The sequence below is a fragment of the Actinoplanes sp. NBRC 103695 genome (assembly GCF_030269485.1).
In the GTDB taxonomy this organism is placed as follows: Bacteria; Actinomycetota; Actinomycetes; order Mycobacteriales; family Micromonosporaceae; genus Actinoplanes.
Map to the genome: position 1 here is coordinate 96,966 of NZ_BSTL01000006.1, position 14,512 is coordinate 111,477.

Below are 14,512 nucleotides of genomic sequence, written 5' to 3' on the forward strand. Positions count from 1 at the left end.
GGAGGCGATACGTGGGAGGCGCGGTTCATGCCGAGACGATCAGGGGGAACAGGGGGGACGCCACCGTCGGCCAGGCGGTCGGGCTGCTCGCCGGCCGGGTCCGCTGCCGCCTGACGGACGCGTACCGGCACCTGCTGCGAATGGCCGAGGAACAGGGTCGCGACCTCACCGAGGTGGCCGCCGGGGTGATCGGGCTGCTGGACGTCCCGGAGCCCGGGGCGGCGCCGCGGATGCCCGCGCAGATTCCCGCGGTGACCTTTCCGCCGCCGCCCGGCCTGCCCCGCCGGGACCCGTGGCCGGCCGCGGCGCAGCGCATCCTGGACGCGCTGCCCGGCGCGACCGCGATGCTGAACCCGATCCGGGACGCCGACGGCAGACTGCTCGACCTGGTCTTCGCCGCGGCCACCCCGGAGGCGGGGGCGCCGGACGGCCGTCGCGGCCGGGACCTGATCGGCACCACCATCTCCGGCTGGTTCCCGCGGAGCGTCGGCAGCGACCGCTGGGACCTGTACGCGCGGGTGCTGGACACCGGCGAGCCGGCCGACGTGCCGCCGTTCCCCTCCTTCGACTCGGTCTTCTCGGCGCGCGCGCACCGGGTCGGCGGCAGCCTGCTGATCACCTGGACCCGGCACGCGGACGCCGGCCAGGCCGACCGGGTCGACGCCACCGAACGGCTGGGCAACCTCGGCTGGGGCGAGGCCGACCTGGTCGGCGGGGTGGTGCGCTGGTCGGATCAGCTCTACCGGATCTACGAGCGTGACCCGGAGCTCGGCCCGCTGTCGCAGGCCGAGCTCGACGCGATCACGCTGCCGGAGGACCTGCCGCTGCGCACCGCGGCCGAGGAGGCTTTCGCACGCTTCGAGCGGATCGATCTGACCTTGCGCGTACGCCTGAACGGCCGGATCAAGCACCTGCGCACGGTGGCCGACGCCGCCCGGGACGCGACCGGCCGCCCGCTGCGCGTCTTCGGCATAGTGCAGGACCTGACCGAGCGGGAGAACAGCGCGACCCGCCTCGCCGAGGTGGAACGCCAGCTCGCCGACCACCGCCGCGACCTGGCCGCCGAGCACGCCCTCGCCGCCACCCTGCAGCAGATCATCCTGCCGATCCCGGAGAGCCCGCTCGAGCTGCCCGGCCTCAAGGTCGCCCTGCGCTACCTGCCGGCCGGGCAGGAGAGCCTGGTCGGCGGCGACTGGTACCACGCGGCGGAGGCCGGGGACGGCTCGGTGCTGCTCGCCGTCGGCGACGTCGCCGGGCACGGCACCCACGCGGCCACCACGATGGCGCAGCTGCGGCACGCCCTGCGCGCCCTGGCGGTGGTGACCACCGAGCCGGCCGTGCTGCTCGGCCACCTCAACCGGCTCACCTGTGAGCTGGAACGGGACAGCCCCGAGCTCGCGGCGACCGCGGTGATCGCCCGCTACGACCCGGGCGCCCGGCGGCTCACCTGGGCGCAGGCCGGGCATCCGCCGCCGCTGCTCACCAGGGCCGGCCGCACGCTGCCGCTGGTCCGCCCGCACGGCTGCATGCTGGGCGTGATCGAGGACGCCGAGTACGCCACCGCCACCCTCGACCTGTCCACCGGGGACGTCCTGCTGCTCTACACCGACGGGCTGGTCGAGCACCGCCGGCGCGGCCTGGACGACGGCCTGAAGGCGGTGATGGCCACGATGGACGAGGCGGTGCACGCCGCGCCGCAGCGGCCGCTCGCGCAGGTACTGGGCCGGCTGCGGCAGGCGAACCCGGACGACGACACCTGCATCCTGGCCGTGCGCACGATGACAGGGGAGACCCGCGACCTGCGCCACTACCTGCGCGCCCGGCCTAACGGGTCTTGAGCCGGCGGATCACGCGGGGCCGGACCACGTCCAGTGCGGGGTCGGCAGATCCTTCGGTACGACCGAGTCCGGAGGGTCGTAGCGCAGAACCTCGGCGGTGGCCCAGACCATGTAGTCGTGCAGGGTGCTCCGCAGCGCCGGGTCCGATGGCAGCTGCGCCTCGACGGCCTGATCGAAGCAGCGGACGAAGGCCTCGGAGAGCGAAGGCTCCATGCCGTTGCGGGCGTGGATGTCGAGCATGCCGGAGTGGCCCATGCGCTGCTCCGAGTAGGTGGGCGGGCCGCCCAGCACCTCGCCCCAGTACTCGGCCAGGTGGTCCACGTGGTGCGGGTCGGACGTGTGGGAGAACGGGTGCTCCAGGTGCGGGTCGACGACGCAGCGGGCGTGGAAGTCGGCGGCCAGCGCGCGGAAGGCGGGCGCTCCGCCGGCGTACGCGAAGATCGAAGGCCTGGTCATGTGGTCAGGGTGCCACGGGAGGGAGCAGTCCGGGCACCCCATGGGCACCTTGCAGGGTGAGCAGCCGGCGCAGGGACGGGCGGGCGCCCGTCGTGCGGACCCGGCCGCCGGAGTCGCGGGCCACGGTGACCACGAGGCGGCAGCTGGTGGCGTCGGCGAAGCGCAGCTCGGTGAGGTCCAGGGTCACGTCCGGCGCGGGGCTGTCCTCGAGCAGGTGGCCCAGCACGGCGGCGAACGCGTCCCGATTGGAGAGGTCGGCCTCGCCGAACAGGCGCAGCCCACCGGGGCAGCGGACCATCCGCAGCAGCGGGGAGCCGTACCGGGTGCTGCGTTCGGTGACCGAGGCGGGGTGGGCGCGGGTCAGCTCGCTCATCCGCGGCTCGGCGAACAGGCGGCGGTCGTACAGGCACAGCGCCATGGCGTATCCGTCGGCGATGCGGCGGTTGAGCCGGCGTTCGTATCGGCCCAGCTGCTCGGCGCCGGGGACGCGACGCGCCGCCCAGCCCATGTCGGCGACCGCGCGGAGCCCGGCGTACCCGGAGTGCAGGGCCTGTCCCAGGTCCGCAGCGAACTCCTGGTCCGCGGCGTCGGCGTCGAACGCCCCGGTGACCAGCCAGTTCTGGTCGACCGGCAGGACCCGCAGCCGGCCGGAGCCGATCGCGGCGCGGGTGTCGATGCGCTCGTCGGCCAGCTCGGCCAGGGCGTCCGGGGCGCCGGTGCGGTAGACGACCAGGTGGTGGTCGCGCAGCCCGGCCCGCACCCAGCCACCGGCGACCCGGCGTCGTTCGCGGTCGTCGGCGAAGGTCCAGCAGACATGGTCGCCGGGGCGCATCCGGTCCACCAGCGCGACGTCGGGCATGCCACACGTTATGGCCTGGGACACCGTGATCGGCAGCGTCACCTTCCTTCGGGTGAAACCGCTTGACGGGTACGCCCGCGGACGGCGATCGTCGGGACATGATCGACGCGACCCGCCATCCGAATTGACGCTTCTATGCCGTCCGCGCCTGTGCGGACGGCATCGTCTTCTACCCGGTGTACGCGCTGCTGTTCGCCGATACCGGGCTCACCACCGCCGAGATCTCGTCGCTGTTCGTGATCTGGTCGGTGGTCGCCTTCACCGCCGAGATCCCGTCCGGCGCCTGGGCCGACACCTGGTCCCGCCGCCGGTTGTACGTGCTCGGCGCCGCGCTGACCGCCGCCGGCTTCCTGACCTGGACGCTGTGGACCGCGTACCCCGGCTTCGCGCTGGGTTTCGTGCTGTGGGGCCTGGGCGGCGCGCTGTGCTCGGGCACGCTCGAGGCCCTGCTCTACGACAGCCTCGCCGACCCCGACGACTACGCCCGGGTGGCCGGGCGTGGCGGCACGATCGCGATCCTGTCCATGCTGGCCGCCACGCTGCTGGCCACCCCGGTGTTCCTGCTCGGCGGCTACGTCCTGGTCGGCGTGGCCAGCGTGCTCGTCGCGCTGGCCGCCGGGGGTTTCGCGCTGGGCTTCCCGGAGTCACGTGGCGAGGGTTCGGATAAATCGGGCTACCTGGATACGCTGCGGGCCGGGCTGCGGCACGCCCGGACCGGCAAGCACGTGGTGTGGGCGCTGACGCTCGCCGCCCTGGTCCCCGGGTTCACCGCGCTGGACGAGTACATCCCGCTGGTCACCCGCGCCACGGGCGTCCCGGTGGCGTACGCGGGCCTGTTCTTCGCCGTGCCCGCCCTGTTCATGGCGCTGGGCAGCGAGCTGGCCGGACGCTGGGCGCACTGCGGGCCGCGTGTCCTGGGCGCGGTGCTGGCCGCCGCGGCGGCGCTGCTGGCGGCGGGCGGCCTGAGCCGGCACGCGGCCGGGATGCTGCCGATCGGCGCGGCGTTCGGGCTGCTGCAGTTCGCGATCGTGCTCTCCGAGACCCGGCTGCAGGAGGTCACGCCGAGCGCGGTGCGGGCCACCGTGCTGTCGGTGAGCGGCTTCGCCGCCGAGGTCGTGGCGGTCGCGCTCTACCTGTTCTTCGGCCTGGGCGCCGCGTACGCGACTGTCCCGGTCCTGTTCGCGCTGGTCGGCATCCCGCTGCTCGGCACGGCCACGGTGGCCGCCGCCGGCGCCCGCCATGTGAACCCCCGGCCGGAATCCGTCCAACGTGTACGGTCGGGCGACGGAGGTCAGTCTCCTCGCTGATCAGGCGATCGGCGAAACATCCGCAGGGTCTGACCTGGCAGGACCTGAACCCGGGCTCGATCGACGACGACCTGCGGCCGCTGTCAGCCTCCTGGAATTTTTGTCAGGACGGCAGGCCACCCACCTGGGTGTTGATCCAGGAGCGGATCGACGGCTGTCATGTCACGTCCCCCGCGAGTGACTTGGTGAAGAACACCCGGCGGAACCCGTCATCCAGCGTCCGATGCGTCTCCCGATATCCTCGGCGCTCGTAGTAGCCGAGGTTCTCGGTCATCGCCTCGTTGGTGAAGAGCCGGATCTCGCCGTACCCACCGGCGACCGCCTCCCGCTCGGCGCGCTCCATCAGCAGCCCCCCGACGCCCCGGCCCTGCGCCCCGGCCGCCACCGCGATAACGTCCAGGTGCAGGTATCCGTCGGCCGGCTCCAGCACGACCACCCCGACGATCCGCCCGCCGTCCTCGGCAACCCGGCAAAATCCAAGCCCGATGGGTACGCCGTAGTCGACGCCCATCGGCCACGGCTCCCGCCCGATCCGTGGCACGTACTTGGCGAACGCTCCCCGCACGACCCCCAGCACCGCCTCGGCGTCGCCCGCCTCGGCCTCCCGCACCCGCACCTGGTCCATGAGGCAATTAAATGCCTCTCGTTTCGGAGTCAGCGCTCGACATCTCGGTTGCTAGTCTGCCGCGGTGCCAACTCCTCGCCGTTCCGCCCGCGCGATCATCCTTGATGAGGACGACCGGATCCTGCTCTGCCGGTTCGTCTTTCCTCATCCGGCGGTGCCGGAGCAGACGACGGCCGTCTGGGCGGCCCCGGGCGGCGGCATCGAACCAGGCGAGGACCCACTGACGGCGTTGCGCCGGGAACTGCGTGAGGAGACCGGGCTGGCGATCAGCGCCGATCCACCGCACGTCTGGCACCAGGAAGTCGTGGCCGCCGGCCATGCGCCCGGCATCATCAACGACTATTTCCTCGTCCGCGCGACCCATTTCCAGCCCCGCGGTGAGTTCACCGACGACCACCTCGCTGCCCAGGAGAACCTGGCCGGGTTCCGATGGTGGCACCTGTCGGAGATCACCGGCTATACGGGATCTGAGCTGTTCTCGCCCCGCGACCTCACCACACCCCTGACAGCGCTGCTCGCAACGGGGCCGCCGGGCCAGCCGGTCCAACTCGGCCTTTGATCAGAGGCCCTTACGGGGTTCAGGTCTCGCCTTGTCAGCGCGTCCTTCCATCGTGTGCTCTTGCGGCCGGCGCTTTCGCCGCGTGGGGGTCGGGCCGGGTTGCCAGGTGGCGGGGGTGATCGCTGGCCGTTGTTGTCGCTGTTTGTGCCTGGGTGTGGGGTCGGGCCGGGTTGCCAGGCGGTGGGGGTGATCGCTCACCGTTGTTGCCGCCGCTTGCGCCTGGGTGCGGGGTCGGGCCGGGTTGCCAGGCGGTGGGGGTGATCGCTCACCGTTGTTGCCGCCGCTTGCGCCTGGGTGCGGGGTCGGGCCGGGTCGCCAGGCCCCCGGGCGTCCGCTCGCCCTCGCTGCCGCCGCTTGCGGCCGTGGCTGCGCGCGGTCGGTGGTAGGAGCAGGCGAGAGTGGTCGGACAGGCACGCAATGGTGGGCCAGAGCGGCATTTCGGCCCGAGTACCGTCCTGGGCTACCACGTTCCGCGAGAGTGGTAGCAGAGCGCGGTCAGCCGGGCGGGATAGCGCCCGGTCCGACCACCGGCCGCGCGGGTGGTAGGACCGGATGGTTCTGGCGGGAGAGGGGCTCGCCCGAGATGCTCTCGGGTGCCACTTGCCTGGCCGGCCATCACCGTGAGCGGCGGCTATCACCGTGGGCGGGCACCCCGGCCGCCTGGCAACCCGGCCCGGTCCCGCGCCCGGCCCGGTCCCGCGCCCGGTCCCGCGCCCGGCCCTGCGCCCGGTCCCACGCCCGGTCCCACGCCCGGTCCCGCGCCCGGCCCTGCGCCCGGTCCCACGCCCGGTCCCACGCCCGGCCCCGCGCCCGGTCCCACGCCCGGTCCCACGCCCGGTCCCACGCCCGGCCCCGCGCCCGGGCGGAAGCGCCGGCAGCGAGGGCACGCACCGCGAAGGCAATGCGAGCCATCGCCAGAACGCCGCGCCGGAAGGCAGCGTCAGCGCAGGCGGGTGATCGTCAGGGACGGGTCGGCGGCGATCTCCTTCTCGGTGAAGCGGTCCGTGACCCAGCGCTTCTCGTTGTAGAGCCGGATCTGGTCCGTCCGGTGCGGCGACGACTCGTACGCGGACTGGCCGTAGGTGAGCAGCGTCCGGGCGCGCGGGCCGGACCGGGTCAGCTCGACCGCCATGATGAAGCTCGACCCGTGCTGGACCTGCGCCGCCGGCGGCCGCATGGCGGTGATGACGTTGAAGCAACCCTCGCCGTGCGAGCAGCCGTGCACGCCGATGCCGGAGTACTTCTGCGCGTCCCGCAGTGCGACGTCGACCGGGACGCCGGCGGCGCCGGACGCAGCGACCACGTTGGCGAACGTGGTGCCGACGCCGGGGCGGGCCGCGTCGAAGCCGCGCGGCGTGTGTGCCGGGTCGGCGGCGTCGAACGGGACCGCCCACGGGAACGGCCCGCTCTCCACGAACCTGCGCCATAGCGCCGCGCCCCGGGCGTCGAGGTCGCCGCGGCCGTTCCAGGCGGCGAGCGTGTCGCAGGCGGCGCGCACGTCGACCGCCCGGCCGTCCGAGGCGGTCAGCGTCGGGTTGGCTCGGCAGAACGCGACCAGCTCGGCGCGGCCCTGTTCGGCCGTGTAGTTCCGGTCGTTCAGTTGCATGGTCTGCAGGGTCGGCAGCGTGAACTTGGGCTTGCCGAGACCGTCGGTGCCGTCCAGGCGGTCCGCGATCAGGTCGAGACCCAGAAGGGTACGGGCGGAGCGCGCTGTCCCGGCGTCCCCGACGATCGCCGGGTACCCGACGAGCGGGGCGGCCGGGTTGGCCAGCCACGGGCTGTCGTTCATGTTGCTGGTGTAGTCGCGCCGGATCAGCGTCGGCAGCCGTCCCGGCCCCAGCAGCCCCGGAACGACCGCGTCGGCGTCCGTACCCCAGGCACAGGCGGACCGCGAGCCGTCCAGCACCGGGATGCCGCCCCGCTCGCCGAGCCCGCACCGGGCGACGAGCTCGTCGGTGACATGCGGAACCGCCTGCAGGTCACCGTAGAAGGCCGTTCCGGTGACGTCGGCGGCGGTCGTGTTCACCCACGGCAGGCCGAGCCGCCTGGCCTGCACGCTGCGCAGCTCGTGGACGTCGCGGGCCTTCGCCATGGCCAGCCACTCGTCGATCATGCGCAGGTTTCCGGCGTTGGCGCTGCGGAACTGGAAGGCTTGCGCGGTGTCCCACGGCAGCTCGCCCGGGATCGCGACGATCGGCCCGTCGGGCGTGCTCCAGACCGGCTGCGACACCTCGGCGAGCGTGCCGTCGCCCTGCCGAACGGTCACGGTGACCGGGTCGCGGCGCATCGCATGCGTCTGCCCGTCCACGACATAGCTCGTCGGATCACCGGGTGCGAGGGCGAGCCGGCGAATCGTGAACGTGACGGCGGTGGACACGGTGTGCGACCACGCGAGCCGGTCGGTGTGGCCGATCGCGACGACCGGAAGGCCGGGCAGGGTGGCGCCGGTAACGTTCAGCTCGCCGGGCAGCGTCAGGTGCACCTGGTGGAAGCGGCGGTGGCCGTCCCAGGGAAAGTGCGGGTTGGCCAGCAGCATCCCGGTGCCGGCCGCGGTCGCCTCCCGGCCCAGCCCGATCGCGTTGCTGCCGATGCCGCCGCCCCGCCAGCCGGCCAGCCCGTCCGGCACGGTGTGGGAAGCGACCGCCGGTGTGCCCGGCGGCTGTGCGGCCGCGATCACCCGGGTGGACGTCTCGGCGCCTTGCATCTCGGCCAGCTGCAGCGTTCGCCGCCAGATGTCGAGCTCGGTGATCGGACGCACCCACGCGGCGCCGCGGCAGACCGATTCCGGCAGCCCGTCGGCCCCGGTCCGGGCCAGGTAGCGGTTGTAGCCGGTCGCGTACCCCCGGACCATCTCCCGCGCGTCCCGCGACGGCCCCGAAGGCGCGGCCAGCGCCTGCTCGACGACCCGGGTCTGGATGATCCACCGGTGGTAGAGGTCGGACTCGAGGTTGCCGTTCCCGGGGCCGAACCACCGCGACCGTTCCCCGTCGTTCGTCACGATCTCCCCGGCGAGCAGGCAGAGGTTGTCCTCGGCGAACGCGTACCCCGCGCCGACCCCCAGATCACGATAGGTGTTGGCGCGCACGTGCGGAATGCCGAACTCCGTGCGCCGCACCACCGCCCCGGAGGCGCTCGCAGCCTCGGCCTGAGCCGGAGCCACCGTCGCAAGAGTCAGTGCGACCAGCGCCGCCGCAGTCCACCGTTTCGCCCGCACACCCACGTGCCACCCCCGCGCGTCGATCCACAAAGTCCTGTCGCGAGCATAGAAGCACGCTACGACAAGACGGCCGGTCCGATAGGGTTCCGGCCGTGCGGGGGACACGGCTGCGGCCGGGCGATCGGGTGCGGCTGGTTTCGCCGGCCAGCTTCTCCGACGACGGGTGGGTCGAGCAGGTCGCTTCGGTCCTGCGCGGCTGGGGGCTTCAACCCGAGACGGGTACGCACGCGCGCGACCGTCACGGCTTCATGGCCGGGCGGGACGAGGACCGCCTCGCCGACCTGAACGACGCGCTGCGCGACCCCGGGGTGCGGGCCGTGGTCGCGATCCGCGGCGGGGCGGGCGCCTACCGCATCGTGGACGGGATCGACTTCGACGCCGTCCGCGCGGACCCCAAGCCGGTGGTCGGCTTCAGCGACATCGTCGCCGTGCAGGTGGCGCTCTGGGCCCGGACCGGGCTGGCCACCCTGCACGGCTGCGTCGGCGCCGGCGGCCGCACCGACGACTCGGCACGCCGGCTGCTCTTCGACGCCGAGCCGATCACCCTGCCGGGGGAGACGGTGATCGTGCCGGGTCGCGCCACCGGCGTCCTGGTCGGCGGCAACGCCGGGTCGGTGAACGGTTTCGTCGGCGCCGGCCTGCCCGCCCTGGCCGGCGCGATCCTGTGCATGGAGGGCGCACAGGGCGACCACTTCGACCGGCTCCTGTGGACCCTGCGGCGCAGCGGCCTGCTGGAGGGGATCCGCGGCTTCGCCTTCGGTGACCTCGGTGGCGCGGACGGGGGCCTCGACGCCGACGATGCCGTGGCGATCATCCGGGACCGGCTGGGCGGCCTCGGGGTGCCGATCCTGGGCGGGCTGCCGTTCGGCCACGTGGCGGACCAGGTGTGCCTTCCGCTCGGCGTACCCGGAATGATCGACACCGAAGCCGGCGCCCTCACCGCCGAGCCGGTGGTGCGCTGATGCCCCTGTCTCCCCGCCTGTCTCCCGGCGACCGCGCCACGGACGTCGCCGCCGCCGACCTGAACGCCGCGCTGCGCGACCCCGCGATCCGTGTGATCCGCGTGGCCGCCGACCACCGAGCCCTCGACGACCTGGACGTGGAGGCGGTCACCGCCGACCCGAAGCCGATCCTGGGCGCCGGCGGCACCACGTTCGTCCACCTGGAGCTGTGGCGCCGGTGCGGCCTGGTCGCCTACCACGGCGACACCGTCGGCCCGCTTGCGCCCGAGTCCGGGTGGCCGTCCGCCGAAACCGGAGGCCCGCTTGCGGCCGAGTCCGGCGGCTCCGAGTCCGGCGGCTCCGAGACGTGCGGCTCCGAGACCTGCGGCTCCGAGACCTGCGGCACCGAGACCGGCCAGGCCGAAGGCCCGCGAGCGACCGTGACGCGCGGCGCCGAGACCTGGTCGTCCGGCCGGGCCGAGGGCTTGCTGCTCGGCGGTGACCTGGCCGCGATCCGCTCGATGATCGGCGCCGGCCTGCCCGACCTGACCGGCGCGATCCTGCTTCTCACCGGCGAACGCACGCTCGGCCTCGGCCAGGTCGACCGCCAGCTCACCCATCTCCGCCGCGCGGGGATTCTCACCCGGGTGCGTGGCGTCGCGCTCGGTCACTTCAAGGGCTTCAACGGGTACGCCGACCGCGGCTGGACACTGACCGATGTCCTCGCCGACCACCTGCGCGGCCTGCCCGTCCCGGTGCTGGCGGGCCTGCCGGTCGGCCCCGGACACCCGGCGGTCCCGCTCGGCACGACGGCCGTCCTCGACGCGGACGAGCGGACACTCAAGGTCGACGCCGGCGTCGGCTGACGGGTCAGAGGACGGCGCGCTCAGCGGGTTGGGGGCGAGGGCGCGCTCAGCGGGTCGGGCGAGGGCGCGCTCAGCGGGTCGGGCGAGGGCGCGCTTGAGGGTTGTGGTGTGACGGAATGCTTGACGGTCAGGGCCTGACGGCGCGCCCGGCGGTCAGGGGGCGACGGCGCGGTTGACGGACTCGCGGAGGAAAGCTCGGCGGCGGTCGTGGACGGCGGCCGGCTCGTCGGTCGAGGCGGCGTAGATGCCGGTGGCGGGGGACCAGGACGACGCCATGGACAGGACCATGATCAGGATGTCGGCGGGGTCGCCGGCCCGGAGGTGGCCGGCTGCCTGGGCCTCGGCGACGGCGGTCAGTTTGCCCTCGGTGTCGAAGTCGCCGAGGACCAGGCCGGCGGGGCGCTGCTCGAGGCGGATCCAGCCCAGCAGGCGCACCAGGGTGGGGTTGCGCAGCGTCTCGTCGTAGACGCGCACCGCCCAGCCGGCCAGGTCCCGCGCGTCGAACGGCATCTCGTCGCGGGTGCTCCGCAGGCAGTCCGCGAGGACCGCGTCGAAGAGGCCCTCCTTGCTGCCGTAGTAGCCGTAGAGCTGGGCCTTGTTGGTGCGGGCCGCGGCGACGATGCGGTCGATGCGGGCGCCGGCGATGCCGCGGTCGGCGAACTCGCGCACGGCCGTGTCGAGGATGCGCCGGCTGGTGGCGGCGCCGCGGGCGGTGGTGGGCAGGTCGGGCACGTGATCATCTTAACAAACAGACGAGTTGGTTTGTTTTCGTCGTGGCGCCGCCCTACCTTCGTAGCAGACCGAATAGTTTGTTTGGGAGGGTGAGCATGCGAACCACCACCGGATGGCAGAGCACCGGCAACAGCACCGACCTGCGGCAGGTCGCGATCGAGCGGCGTGAGCTGCGCGACGACGACCTCGCGGTGCGCGTCGACTACTGCGGCGTCTGCCACAGCGATCTGCACGCGATCCACGGCCTCGTCGGCAAGCCCACCGACGGGCTGGTGCCGGGCCACGAGTTCACCGGCACCGTCACCGCCGTCGGGTCCGCGGTGACCGGCTTCGCGCCGGGCGACCCGGTCGCGGTCGGCACCATCGTCGACTCCTGCGGCGAGTGCGCGATGTGCCGGGCAGGGCAGGAGAACTTCTGTTACCAGGGCGCCGTCACCACGTACGGCGGGACGGACCGCGTCGACGGCACGGTCACCCGGGGCGGGTACAGCCGTGAGTACGTGCTGCGCGACAAGTTCGCCTACCGGCTGCCCGCGGGGCTCGACCCGGCCGCCGCCGCGCCGCTGATGTGCGCGGGGATCACCATGTGGGAGCCGCTGCGCGAGGCGGGCGTGGGGCCGGGCAGCAAGGTCGCCGTCGCCGGGCTGGGCGGGCTCGGGCACCTGGGCGTCAAGCTCGCCGTCGCGCTCGGTGCGGAGGTGACCGTGCTCAGCCGTACGGCGGAGAAGGAAGCCGGCGCCCTCGCGCTCGGGGCGACCGACCTGGTCGTGACCGGCGACGACGAACAGATGAAGCGGGCGTTCGGGCGGTTCGACCTGATCCTGGACACCATCGCGGCCGTGCACGACTTCACGCCGCTGCTGCGCCTGCTCGGCCTGCAGGGCACGCTCAGTGTGCTCGGCGCGCCGCTCGAGACGTCGGTGCGGATCATGGAGCTGACGTTCGGCCGCAAGAACCTGACCTCGTCGGGCACCGGCGGCACCCGGCACACGGCCGAGCTGTTGTCGTTCTGCGCCGAGCGCGGCATCACCGCGGACATCGAGCTGCTGCCGTCCGCGCGGGTCGGGGAGGCCCTGAGCCGCCTGGAGAAGGGTGACGTCCGCTATCGCTTCGTGCTGGACCTCGCCGACCTGGACTGAGCGACGCAGGGCGGCCGGCCAAGTCCCACCTCACACTTGGGTGATCCACGAGACGGGAGTTGGGTGGCGACGGAGCCGACGACCGCCTCGAACGTCACGTCCGGGCGCCGGCCAGCACGGCGAGGGTCGCCGGTAGCTGGGAGTGCAGCGGTTCGGGGAACTGGTCGGGGTCGAACCAGCGCAGGTCGTCGAACTTGTGCGGTTCGGCGATGCGGGCGGCGGCGGGGTCGAGGCGGACCGCGAAGACGACCGCCACCCAGTGCGACGGCGGGTCGGCGCGCAGGATGTTGCGGACGCCGCACTGGGTGACGGTCAGCGGCGGGGTGCCGTACTCCTCGGTGACCTCACGGGTGACGGCCTGCTCGAAGGTCTCGCCGAACTCGATCGCGCCCGCGCCGCAGTCCCAGGTGCCGGGCTCGTCGCGGGCGCCGGTCGAGCGGCGGGCCAGCAGGATGCGGCCGGAGTCGTCGTGGCAGACGAAGACGCAGGAGACGTCGGGCTTACGGGTCACGCCGCGGACCGTATCGCGCGGGCGCGGGGGAGCGACACCGGATTCAGGCGGTTCGCACCGGGTGGGCTTCGGGGAGGGCGGATCGCACCGCGCGGCCGAGGATGTGCGGGCCGGCGGGGCCGACCGGGCCGGTGGCGGGGAACGTGAAGCGGGAGATCGCCTCGATGGTGAAGCCGGCCCGGGCGATCGCGGCCGCGGTGTCCCGCCCGGTGTGGCAGCCGCCCATCAGCGGCGGCCAGAGGGTGGCGTCGACGATCCGCTGCACCCGGCGCATCGCCCCGGGCGACGGGGCCATCACGTGCTCGAAGAATCGCAGCTCGCCGCCCGGCCGGAGAACCCGGCGGATCTCGGCCAGAGCCGCGTCCTGCGACGGCACCGAGCACAGCACCAGGGCGGTCACCGCCGCGTCGAACTCGCCGTCGCCGCCGGGCAACGCCTCGGCGAGGCCCTCCACCACGGTCACCGGGACGGACGTCGCGGCGTCGACCGCGGCGGCTCGCAGATGCCTCTCGGGTTCCACGGCGACCACCTCGGTCACCGTGGCGGGATAGTGCGCGAACATCCGGCCGTTGCCGGCGCCGACCTCGATGACCCGGCCGCTCAGCCCGGCCACGGCGGCCCGGCGATGCTCGGCGACCCCGTGCTCGTCCATCACCTCGCTCGCGCGCCGGTAGAGGCGGGCGAACAGCGGACGTGATCGAACGGTCACGTCAGGAGGGTGTCATGATCTCGCAACCGCGGCGAAGCGGGTGATCGCGTCGAGGCCCGGGTCGTAACCGTCGCTGGTGTCCACGTCCAGGGTAGGCACGGACAGGCTGATCGGCACCCAGCTCGGGTCGGGCGGGCGGGAGAGGTGGCCGCGGTCGTCGTGGGCGGCCCGGGTGGGTACCGACAGGCGCTGCTCGATGCGGGTGCGGGCCACCGCCGGGTCGGTGTGGCAGCGGACGATGCGGATCGCGGCCAGGCCGGCCAGCGGGGACAGGATCGGGCGCCACAGCCGGTCCTGGAAGGCGGCCTCGGCGACGACCGTGCAGCCCGCTCGCAGCAGGACGCCGAGCGAGTCGAAGAACGCGTCGTAGGTGCGGCGCATCGTGCGGTCGGGCGTACCCGCATGGGCCATGCCCTCGCGGATCTCGTCGCGGCAGATCGCCGGGCAACCCACCGCGCGGGCGATCTCGTGCGCGAGGGTCGTCTTGCCGCTGCCGGGCGGCCCGCTCACCACGATGAGTGCAGGCGGGCTCATGCGGTCGAGGATACGTGCTGATCTTGAAGCAACCGCGCGCGCGGCCCGATGGATAAACGTGTTCGTGATGATCGGCATAGCCATCGGGGTTGAGCATCGGCCGGCCGAGCGCCAGGACCTGCGAAATGCGATCAGCCGGCCGAGGGACGGCGAGGAGGAGGAGCAGCCGCCGTCGCCGGGCAAGATCAGGCATCACCTGCCATAGTGCCTCGGTATGGG

At 73.4% G+C, this 14,512-nt stretch carries 16 protein-coding genes; 7 read left to right on the top strand and 9 right to left on the bottom strand.

Annotation, left to right across the window (positions count from 1 at the left end; all coding sequences use genetic code 11):
* Positions 1-11 precede the first annotated feature (11 nt).
* Positions 12-1,838, top strand: coding sequence for a SpoIIE family protein phosphatase (locus QSK31_RS11485; RefSeq protein ID WP_285683450.1), 1,827 nt, complete (start codon positions 12-14; stop codon positions 1,836-1,838).
* 9 nt (positions 1,839-1,847) lie between these two features.
* Here the strand turns inward: QSK31_RS11485 and QSK31_RS11490 are convergent, their stop codons facing one another.
* Entirely contained in the window at positions 1,848-2,294 is a 447-nt protein-coding gene (locus tag QSK31_RS11490) for a globin domain-containing protein (protein ID WP_285683451.1), read from the bottom strand.
* 4 nt (positions 2,295-2,298) lie between these two features.
* Complete coding sequence (locus QSK31_RS11495) at positions 2,299-3,153, bottom strand: MEDS and STAS domain-containing protein (RefSeq protein ID WP_285683452.1); 855 nt, start codon at positions 3,151-3,153, stop codon at positions 2,299-2,301.
* 161 nt (positions 3,154-3,314) lie between these two features.
* Between QSK31_RS11495 and QSK31_RS11500 the strand changes: the two genes are divergently transcribed.
* On the top strand, positions 3,315-4,460 hold the full coding sequence (locus QSK31_RS11500; protein WP_352244415.1) for an MFS transporter: 1,146 nt from the start codon (positions 3,315-3,317) through the stop codon (positions 4,458-4,460).
* 157 nt (positions 4,461-4,617) lie between these two features.
* Here QSK31_RS11500 and QSK31_RS11505 read toward each other — a convergent pair whose 3' ends face one another.
* Positions 4,618-5,085: a GNAT family N-acetyltransferase gene (locus tag QSK31_RS11505; protein WP_285683454.1), complete on the bottom strand. Its 468-nt coding sequence runs from the start codon at positions 5,083-5,085 to the stop codon at positions 4,618-4,620.
* Between the two features lie 64 nt (positions 5,086-5,149).
* Here QSK31_RS11505 and QSK31_RS11510 point away from each other — a divergent pair, with 64 nt between their 5' ends.
* Complete coding sequence (locus tag QSK31_RS11510; RefSeq protein ID WP_285683455.1) at positions 5,150-5,644, top strand: NUDIX hydrolase; 495 nt, start codon at positions 5,150-5,152, stop codon at positions 5,642-5,644.
* Between the two features lie 615 nt (positions 5,645-6,259).
* On the opposite strand, the gene QSK31_RS11515 is transcribed toward QSK31_RS11510, so the two are convergent.
* Together QSK31_RS11515 and QSK31_RS11520 are read right to left on the bottom strand one after the other, a co-directional pair.
* Positions 6,260-6,556, bottom strand: coding sequence for a hypothetical protein (locus QSK31_RS11515; RefSeq protein WP_285683456.1), 297 nt, complete (start codon positions 6,554-6,556; stop codon positions 6,260-6,262).
* 28 nt (positions 6,557-6,584) lie between these two features.
* Complete coding sequence (locus QSK31_RS11520) at positions 6,585-8,804, bottom strand: penicillin acylase family protein (protein ID WP_285683457.1); 2,220 nt, start codon at positions 8,802-8,804, stop codon at positions 6,585-6,587.
* A 149-nt stretch (positions 8,805-8,953) separates the two neighbouring features.
* Here QSK31_RS11520 and QSK31_RS11525 point away from each other — a divergent pair, with 149 nt between their 5' ends.
* Positions 8,954-9,823, top strand: a complete 870-nt coding sequence (locus QSK31_RS11525; protein ID WP_285683458.1) for a S66 peptidase family protein — start codon at positions 8,954-8,956, stop codon at positions 9,821-9,823.
* Positions 9,823-10,668 carry an LD-carboxypeptidase gene (locus QSK31_RS11530; protein ID WP_285683459.1) on the top strand — a complete coding sequence of 282 codons (846 nt, stop codon included), beginning with the start codon at positions 9,823-9,825 and terminating at the stop codon, positions 10,666-10,668. The genes QSK31_RS11525 and QSK31_RS11530 overlap by 1 nt, the downstream gene beginning before the upstream one ends.
* 153 nt (positions 10,669-10,821) lie before the next feature.
* On the opposite strand, the gene QSK31_RS11535 is transcribed toward QSK31_RS11530, so the two are convergent.
* Complete coding sequence (locus tag QSK31_RS11535) at positions 10,822-11,400, bottom strand: TetR/AcrR family transcriptional regulator (protein ID WP_285683460.1); 579 nt, start codon at positions 11,398-11,400, stop codon at positions 10,822-10,824.
* Between the two features lie 95 nt (positions 11,401-11,495).
* Here QSK31_RS11535 and QSK31_RS11540 point away from each other — a divergent pair, with 95 nt between their 5' ends.
* Positions 11,496-12,539 (top strand): NAD(P)-dependent alcohol dehydrogenase, encoded by a 1,044-nt coding sequence (locus tag QSK31_RS11540; RefSeq protein ID WP_285683462.1) that lies wholly within the window; start codon positions 11,496-11,498, stop codon positions 12,537-12,539.
* 94 nt (positions 12,540-12,633) lie between these two features.
* Here the strand turns inward: QSK31_RS11540 and QSK31_RS11545 are convergent, their stop codons facing one another.
* Genes QSK31_RS11545 through QSK31_RS11555 form a run of 3 tightly spaced genes read right to left on the bottom strand, consistent with a single transcriptional unit; the run spans position 12,634 to position 14,293 of the window.
* Positions 12,634-13,050, bottom strand: coding sequence for an NUDIX domain-containing protein (locus QSK31_RS11545; RefSeq protein WP_285683464.1), 417 nt, complete (start codon positions 13,048-13,050; stop codon positions 12,634-12,636).
* Between the two features lie 43 nt (positions 13,051-13,093).
* Positions 13,094-13,759, bottom strand: coding sequence for a class I SAM-dependent methyltransferase (locus QSK31_RS11550; RefSeq protein WP_285683467.1), 666 nt, complete (start codon positions 13,757-13,759; stop codon positions 13,094-13,096).
* A 12-nt stretch (positions 13,760-13,771) separates the two neighbouring features.
* On the bottom strand, positions 13,772-14,293 hold the full coding sequence (locus tag QSK31_RS11555; RefSeq protein WP_285683468.1) for a P-loop nucleotide/nucleoside kinase family protein: 522 nt from the start codon (positions 14,291-14,293) through the stop codon (positions 13,772-13,774).
* A 58-nt stretch (positions 14,294-14,351) separates the two neighbouring features.
* Between QSK31_RS11555 and QSK31_RS11560 the strand changes: the two genes are divergently transcribed.
* Complete coding sequence (locus QSK31_RS11560) at positions 14,352-14,498, top strand: hypothetical protein (protein WP_285683470.1); 147 nt, start codon at positions 14,352-14,354, stop codon at positions 14,496-14,498.
* The last annotated feature ends 14 nt before the right edge of the window (positions 14,499-14,512 follow it).

Coding starts and splice junctions, on each gene's coding strand:
- QSK31_RS11540 (WP_285683462.1), top strand. CDS start 11,496: ATGCGAACCACCACCGGATGGCAGAGCACCGGCAACAGCACCGACCTG.
- QSK31_RS11495 (WP_285683452.1), bottom strand. CDS start 3,153: ATGCCCGACGTCGCGCTGGTGGACCGGATGCGCCCCGGCGACCATGTC.
- QSK31_RS11505 (WP_285683454.1), bottom strand. CDS start 5,085: ATGGACCAGGTGCGGGTGCGGGAGGCCGAGGCGGGCGACGCCGAGGCG.
- QSK31_RS11530 (WP_285683459.1), top strand. CDS start 9,823: ATGCCCCTGTCTCCCCGCCTGTCTCCCGGCGACCGCGCCACGGACGTC.
- QSK31_RS11515 (WP_285683456.1), bottom strand. CDS start 6,556: ATGGCTCGCATTGCCTTCGCGGTGCGTGCCCTCGCTGCCGGCGCTTCC.
- QSK31_RS11490 (WP_285683451.1), bottom strand. CDS start 2,294: ATGACCAGGCCTTCGATCTTCGCGTACGCCGGCGGAGCGCCCGCCTTC.
- QSK31_RS11555 (WP_285683468.1), bottom strand. CDS start 14,293: ATGAGCCCGCCTGCACTCATCGTGGTGAGCGGGCCGCCCGGCAGCGGC.